Origin of the sequence: Salinispora pacifica CNR114 (assembly GCF_000514775.1) — a bacterium.
Classification (GTDB): Bacteria; Actinomycetota; Actinomycetes; order Mycobacteriales; family Micromonosporaceae; genus Micromonospora; species Micromonospora pacifica.
In genome coordinates this window covers 1-1,316 of record NZ_AZWO01000097.1, presented here as the reverse complement: position 1 = coordinate 1,316, position 1,316 = coordinate 1, and the positions used below count along the sequence as shown (strand labels likewise).

The window sequence follows — 1,316 nt, the reverse complement described above, 5'->3', positions numbered from 1 at the left end:
CCAACAACAGCTACCGGACTTCCCTCGGGATCAGCCAGGTGCAAGGTAGCCGCCTCCGGACCGGCCGAGGTGATCTTCACCCGCAGGGCGGTGGCACCGGTGGCAAAAAGTGCGACATCCGCCCACGCAAACGGCAGGTACGGCCCGCGATCCGCCGGCACCGGCTCACCAATCCCCACCGCCTGCAACGCCGCATCCAACAACGCCGGATGCACACCGAACCGACCCGCCTCCACAAACGCCTCCTGCGGAAGAGCAACCTCCGCATACACCACCTCACCGACCCGCCACGCGGCCTGCACACCCTGAAACACCGGACCATACTCATAACCCTGAGCCACCAGATCGTCATACAACCCCGCCGTCGACACCGGCACCGCCCCCAACGGCGGCCACACAGTCAGGTCAAAACCTGGATCGATGACCTCAGCCGAGAGGATGCCGGCCGCATGCCGGGTCCACGGCAGGTCCGGATCCGCGTGCTCCGACCGGGCGTGCACACTGACCGGACGACGGCCGGCGTCGTCAGCCACACCGAGCAGCAACTGCACCTGGACGGCACCCTGCTCAGGCAGGAACAACGGCGCGTGCAGCGTCAACTCCTCCACACGACCACAACCGACATGGTCACCCGCATGCAGAACCAGCTCAACAAAACCAGCACCCGGCAGCAACACCCTGCCCGAAACAGCATGGTCGGCCAACCACGGATGCGCATCCAACGACAACCGACCAGTGAACAACACCTCCCCCGACTCCGCCATGGTCACCGCAGCCCCCCACAACGGGTGCCCAGCGGAGCCCAGACCAGCCAAGCCAAGATCCGCAACACCACCAGTAGCGTTGATCCAATAACGCCGACGCTGGAACGGATACGTAGGCAACAACACCTCACCACGCGGCCGGACCGGCAACGCCGACGACCAGTCCACCCCCACCCCCCGCACAAACGCCTCACCCACCGAGACAAGCCACCGACGCCACCCACCCTCACCCCGACGCAACGAACCCACCGCCGCGACCTCAACACCCACATCCGCAGCAGTCTCCTCAATACCCACCGTCAACACCGGATGCGCACTGCACTCCAGAAACACCCGCATCCCCGCCCCGAGCAACACCCGGGTCGCCTCCTCAAACCGCACCCTCCGCCGCAAATTCGCAAACCAATAACCGGCATCCAACCCCACGGTGTCCACCACACCCCCGGTCACCGTCGAATAGAACGGCACACTCGACGACCGAGGCGCCACCCCCGCCAACACCTCCAACAACCGCTGCTCAATCAACTCCACCTGCGCCGAATGCGACGCATA

Annotated in this window: 1 protein-coding gene; it reads right to left on the bottom strand. The window is 65.3% G+C overall.

What is annotated here, in order from left to right:
* Nucleotides 1-1,295, bottom strand: a 1,295-nt coding sequence (locus B118_RS29350) for a polyketide synthase dehydratase domain-containing protein (RefSeq protein WP_238324159.1), incomplete at its 3' end; no start/stop codon positions are given.
* Nucleotides 1,296-1,316: the final 21 nt, after the last annotated feature.